A 6,072-nucleotide genomic window follows, 5' to 3' on the forward strand; every position below is an offset into this window, starting at 1 on the left:
ATTAGACCATTGTAGACGGATCAACTAAACGATCAAACTCTTCTGCTTCTAGATAGCCTAGAGCTAAGCAGGCTTCTTTAAGTGTAGTGTCTTCTTTGAAAGCTTTTTTAGCAATCTCAGCCGCTTTCTCATAACCGATATGTGTATTTAACTTAGTCACAAGCATAAGCGATTGATCAACTAGTTCTTTCATACGACCTTCATTCACTTCAATTCCTACTAAACACTTATGATCAAATGAAGCAATCGCATCAGATAACAATTGAACGGATTGAATAAAGTTATAAATCATCACTGGCATATAGACATTCAATTCAAAGTTCCCTTGTGAATTAGCCAAGCTCATTAAACTATCATTAGCCATCACTTGAGCTGCCACCATTGTTAATGCTTCACATTGAGTGGGATTCACTTTTCCAGGCATGATAGAAGAGCCCGGTTCATTGGTTGGTAAAGTAATCTCCCCAATACCACTGCGTGGTCCGGAAGCTAGCCAACGGACGTCATTAGCGATTTTCATCATATCGCTTGCCAAGGCTGCTAGTGCCCCATGTGTAAAGACTAATTCGTCTTTGCTCGCTAGAGAATGAAATTTATTTGATGAAGTAACTATTGGTAAATCCGTTATTTCAGCTAAGACTTGTGCTACTTTTTCAGCATAACCTTCTGGTGTGTTGAGGCCTGTTCCGACTGCTGTTCCCCCTAATGCCACTTCATAAAGAGGTTGTAAACTTAAGTCAATCATCCTTTTGGATTGTTTAATCGATGACAACCACCCGCTGACTTCTTGTCCAAAGGTAACGGGTGTAGCATCCTGTAAGTGGGTTCTTCCATTTTTAACAACATGGCGGTACTTTTCTTCCATCATGCTTAAAGTATCCATGATATGATCTAGTACTGGAAACAATTGCGAATGGATTTTTACTAATGCGGCCAAATGCATGGCTGTTGGAAAAACATCATTCGAAGACTGAGACTTATTAACATGATCATTTGGATGAAGTAATTGTTTACCTACAAGCTCGTTTCCACGATTGGCAACTACTTCATTGACATTCATATTAGATTGAGTGCCTGAGCCTGTTTGCCAAACAATTAATGGGAAATGTTCATCTAAATCGCCTGCTAAAATTTCGTTACAAACCTGCTGAATCAGTTCTGAGCGTTCTTGATCGAGTACGCCTAAAGCCTGGTTGGCAGTTGCGGCCGCTTTTTTAACTAAAGCAATGGCGCAAATAACATCCCGAGGCATTTTTTCACTACCAATCTCAAAATTTTGATAAGATCGCTGCGTCACTGCCCCCCAATACCTATCTGCTGGAACCTGAATTTCTCCAAGCGAATCATGCTCAATTCTAACTTTCACAAGCCTTCCTCCTTTTAAAATATATAACATTTAGCTTATATCACCAATTATACACTCTAAGTTCTAAAATGAAACCCTTTACAAAAAATATTTTACTTTTCCCTCAAAATATCTAAAAAAGCAGTGACGGCTTTTGATTGATAGCGGTCTCTCTTCCAATAGAAATTAACCGGTCGTTTAGCATTTTCACTCTCTAAACGATAGTATTTAACTTGGTCAGTATGACTAATATGTTGGATCAAGGCTTCTCCAATGAAGGAAACGGCGATACCTGATGAAGAAATATTATACGCCGTTAATTGCTGCTCTACTTCAAAAGCGATATTAGGAATAAAGTGAGCTTCTTGACAAATTGTTCTTGCTCTAGCTCCAGTATCATTGGTTACTTTCAAAAAAGCAAAGGGTGCATCCTTAAATTCCTTCAAATATTTTAGCGGGAGACTGAGAGAATCTGAAGCATGCGCTTTAATTACTTCTAGACTTAGCTGATAATCCTGTAATAAGTCATTCACTTCAAACTTTTCGGGAACCGCTAAGAGTAAAGATTCCGTTACAAACTGATAATGATCATAGTAACGACTATCTAAAAAAGTGTTATCAAGTAGTAAATCAATTTCTCCTTCGTGCAATAAAGCGATTAGTTTACTTGATGTTTCTTCAAATAAATCAATTTGAATTTCAGGATAAATCTCATTAAACTTAGCCATTAACTTGGGTAAAATCATTGAAGCAAAGAGGCTTGTTCCCCCAATAGCAATGCGTCCATACTGTAAATTATCGACCTTCGAAATATATTGCTGAAAATCTTCTTCTATTCGTTGGATTTCCTTGGCATTACGAATATACTCCACCCCAAATTCGGTTAATTTGATCGGTATAGTGGATCGATCAAAGATATCATGACCCAAACGTTTCTCAATCCGCTTAACATTTGCACTTAGTGAGGGTTGAGAGACAAATAGACGTTCTGATGCTTTTGAAAAGGATTGCTCTTCAAAAACGGTCATAACATATTCTTTTCCATGAAACATTACCGCACCCCTTTATAAAATTTATGTTATATCCAGTATAACTCAATCCATGTTGAAGTTAAAGCCCTTTCATTATATAATGAACAAGAAATACTAATACTTTAGGAGGCATTCCATGAAAAACTCTGAAAACAAGGAATTTAGAGAAGAATATGATTCGATTGGTTCTCATCAAGTGCCGGAAACTGCCTATTATGGTGTTCAGTCTATCCGAGCAAAAGAAAATTTCCCTATTACTGGACAATTACTAGATCCTATTTTTATCCAAAGCCTGGCTTATATTAAGAAAGCTTCCGCCATGACAAATGGTAAGCTGGGACTTATCAGTGAAGAAATTATGCAAGCAATCATTAAAGCTTGTGAGGAAGTTCTTACAGGCGAATTAGACCAAGAATTTATTGTAGACCCTATCCAAGGTGGCGCAGGGACTTCTATGAATATGAATATTAATGAAGTTGTTGCGAATCGCGCCAATGAAATCCTAGGCAAAGAAAAAGGTAAATATAATCCTGTTCACCCTAATGACCATGTGAATTATGGCCAATCTACCAATGATGTCATCCCAACTGCAGGTAAATTGACGATTTATCAACTATCTCAAGGCCTTCTTAAAGAAATAGAGCGTTTAGAAAAAACACTTACTAAAAAGTCCTCAGAATTTAACGATGTCATCAAAATGGGCCGTACTCAAATGCAAGATGCCATCCCAATTCGTTTAGGACAAGAATTTAAAGCCTATGCCAGCGCAGTGCGTCGCTCTCATCAAAGACTTACTCAAGTAATTGAAGAGATGTTAGTAGTAAACATGGGAGCAACTGCTATTGGGACTGGTTTGAATGCGGATGTGGAATATGTCGAACAAATTGTTCCTACTCTAGCTGAAATTACCGACCTTTCATTACAACAAAGCGAAGACTTAGTAGATGGCACACAGCACATTGATTCGTTTTCAGCTGTTTCAGGTGTTCTAAGAACATTCGCTCTTAGTCTTTCAAAAATTGCTAACGACTTACGTTTGATGTCTTCAGGACCAAAAACAGGTTTTAACGAAATTAACCTACCTAAAAAGCAAAACGGCTCTTCTATTATGCCAGGTAAGGTAAACCCTGTTATTCCTGAAGTAGTGAGTCAAATTGCTTATCGAGTTGTTGGTAATGACACTACAATCGCCATGTCAGTCGAGGCTGGACAATTGGAATTGAATGCCTTTGAACCTGTCATTTTCTATTCACTCTTTGAGTCAATTAAAATTCTTCAAAATGGCATTGCGACCTTTATTGATAATTGTATTGCCGACATCACTGCTAATCCTGAACGTTGTCAAGAACTTGTTGATCAAAGTGTCGGAACGATTACTGCCCTAGTACCTCATATTGGCTATCAGAAGGCTGCCGAAATTGCCAAACGGGCACTCAATAACAATGAACGTGTTAGAGATATCATCTTATCTGAAGAGATACTAGATGAAGAAGAATTAGAAAGTATTTTAGCTCCAGAAAAAATGACAAGTCCTGGAATTAGTCATAAATAATTTAAAAAGAGAACCACCTGAAAATTCAGGTGGTTTTTAAAATAAAAAGACTTCGCAAAATCAAATATGATTTGCAAAGTCTTATTTTTATTTAGTCATTAAAGTAAGTATTAATACCATTAATCAATCCCTCAACTAATTTAGCTTGATAAACGGAATCAGTCAGTTTTTTTCAATTCGGTAGGATTATCCATAAAGCCAAGATCCACTAAAGCTGCAGGCATGTCTGTAGTAGGTGTCACGTGAAGGTTTTGAGGGTGTATTCCTTGACTAGCTAGCCCCCCAATTGTAGCTACTAATGAGTTCTGAATACTATCAGCTAAGCGCTTGCCTTCAACGATCTTTTCATTGGTATGATATGGTAGAGTTGAATATCTTGGGACATCTACAGAGCGATCATGATAAAGCGTGCATATTAGCTATTTTGCCTAACCGATCACCTCGACGAACAATATAGGTTTTCGCCTTAGATACACAGATTATTGATTGACCGATTGTTGCAATTTCATCAGCTAAAGGTCTCGAATTATCCTCTAGGTTTTTAGTCTCTGCTTCTTCTACTGGATTATTTTCAAGTTCTTTCTTGTCTTTAATGCGTACCTTTAAGACATCACCTGGATGGATTAAATTACTTATTAAGCCATTTTACTCTTCCAATTCATCCATCGTCATGCCATGGTTAATTGCAATGCGATATTTGGCATCACCCGCTTTTACTGTGTAGCTCCGTATAAAACATTGCTTTCTTGAGCATAGATGGAATTGTTGGGCGCAAGACTTGAGACTGAAACGGCAGCAAGTGCTGACATAGAAATAGTTATTATACTTGATTTCAACAAATTACCTTTCATTAGGAGTTCTTCATTTATAATTTAATTGAATGTTTTGCAATTCAATTATAAATGAAGAAACATATATCTAAAATTGAAATATAATCTTAATAGCTTCTCAAAGATTGTAATAATAGTCATTCAAAGTAAAAAAGGTTGGACGTCTATCAACGTTCAACCTTTTTAATAGTTTATGTTTAATAACGTGGACGTCCATAACCTTGAATGTAGATACTATCCCATGCAAACTCTTTGCGAGCGACCATTAGTTTGGAATCATTCACTCGGGTATTTCCTTCGAAAGTTGTAATTAATCCATTATTATAAGACTCTACGATTCCAATATGATGCCCCCAACCGTTACGATAACCATCCCAGTTGAAGAAGACAATATCTCCAGCCTTGGGCTTGGTAAGCCCCATCCAAATTCCTTTATTCTTCACAATGTTTTTATGACGTTCAACACCTACTTCTCGCCCAGTTAAGTGAGAAAGGCCGGCCTCATCTGCGATGTGAGTTACAAAAGCATCACACCAATCATCATCATACGTCAAGCTGTAACCAACCGGTTTTGGATAAATCCGATTATAAGCATCGACTAACGCACGATGTTCGGGTGAGTATTTAGGAACTCCCAGATAACTTCTTGCAATATCTAATAAACGCTCAACATTGGCATTACTTACCTCATTCGGTTCAACATTAACTTTTTCTTGAGTTGGGACTTTAGAAATAAGAATTTTTTGACCGACACTTAAGCGATTAGAAGTTAAATTATTAATTTTTTTCAATTCGCTAACTTTCATTTCATGCTGCCAAGAAATTGTTTCTATACTATCTCCCTCTTGAACAATGTGGTAACTGTACTCATAAGGTGTATGCTTTACTGATTGATTTTCCCTATATTGTTTACCTTGATCTTCAATTTGTACAATCGGAGAGGCAGGTTGGGCATTATTCACTATTAAAGTATATCCAGCATAAAGAGTATTGGAAGTCATTTCATTCCATTTCTTTAAATTGGAAACAGAGACTCCAAATTTTTTAGCGACTGAATATAAAGAATCGCCATTTTGAACGACATAAGTTTTTACTGCAACTTGAGTATTACTATCTGGCTTGGAGGGATTCAGATTCGATGTTAAATTTGGTTGAGAAACATATAAAATATCCCCTGTGTAAATATAATTTGATTTTAAATTATTCCAAGACTTCAATTGTGCAACCGTAATCCCATGCATGTCAGCTATTTTTGCTAACCAATCGCCTCGTTTTACCGTATAAGTTTTGCTTACTGTCGGTGTGCTTGGTTTT

Annotated in this window: 5 protein-coding genes and 1 pseudogene; 1 reads left to right on the forward strand and 5 read right to left on the reverse strand. The window is 36.9% G+C overall.

The genetic code is table 11. The features are described from left to right. Nucleotide 1: 1 nt before the first annotated feature. Together fumC and ACQV18_RS05295 are read right to left on the reverse strand one after the other, a co-directional pair. On the reverse strand, nt 2-1,366 hold the full coding sequence (gene fumC, locus ACQV18_RS05290) for a class II fumarate hydratase (RefSeq protein WP_428874472.1): 1,365 nt from the start codon (nt 1,364-1,366) through the stop codon (nt 2-4). A 92-nt stretch (nt 1,367-1,458) separates the two neighbouring features. Then, nucleotides 1,459-2,397, reverse strand: coding sequence for a LysR family transcriptional regulator (locus ACQV18_RS05295; protein ID WP_428874471.1), 939 nt, complete (start codon nt 2,395-2,397; stop codon nt 1,459-1,461). A gap of 115 nt (nt 2,398-2,512) precedes the next feature. Here ACQV18_RS05295 and ACQV18_RS05300 point away from each other — a divergent pair, with 115 nt between their 5' ends. Next, nucleotides 2,513-3,928 carry an aspartate ammonia-lyase gene (locus tag ACQV18_RS05300; protein WP_428874470.1) on the forward strand — a complete coding sequence of 472 codons (1,416 nt, stop codon included), beginning with the start codon at nt 2,513-2,515 and terminating at the stop codon, nt 3,926-3,928. 158 nt (nt 3,929-4,086) lie between these two features. Here the strand turns inward: ACQV18_RS05300 and ACQV18_RS05305 are convergent, their stop codons facing one another. The 3 genes and pseudogenes from ACQV18_RS05305 to ACQV18_RS05315 form a co-directional block, all read right to left on the reverse strand. Further along, nucleotides 4,087-4,344: an N-acetylmuramoyl-L-alanine amidase family protein gene (locus ACQV18_RS05305; protein WP_428892675.1), complete on the reverse strand. Its 258-nt coding sequence runs from the start codon at nt 4,342-4,344 to the stop codon at nt 4,087-4,089. Nucleotides 4,345-4,573: 229 nt separating this feature from the next. After that, nucleotides 4,574-4,654, reverse strand: a pseudogene (locus ACQV18_RS05310) (LysM peptidoglycan-binding domain-containing protein); the annotation flags it as partial. 301 nt (nt 4,655-4,955) lie between these two features. Continuing rightward, the coding region (locus ACQV18_RS05315; protein WP_428892674.1) for a LysM peptidoglycan-binding domain-containing protein at nt 4,956-6,072 on the reverse strand (1,117 nt) is incomplete at its 5' end.

The sequence above is a fragment of the Facklamia sp. P9177 genome, from assembly GCF_050409585.1.
Lineage (GTDB): Bacteria > Bacillota > Bacilli > Lactobacillales > Aerococcaceae > Facklamia.

Excerpts from the sequence above, each read along its gene's own strand:
- ACQV18_RS05295 (WP_428874471.1), bottom strand. The coding sequence starts at position 2,397 with ATGTTTCATGGAAAAGAATATGTTATGACCGTTTTTGAAGAGCAATCC.
- ACQV18_RS05300 (WP_428874470.1), top strand. The coding sequence starts at position 2,513 with ATGAAAAACTCTGAAAACAAGGAATTTAGAGAAGAATATGATTCGATT.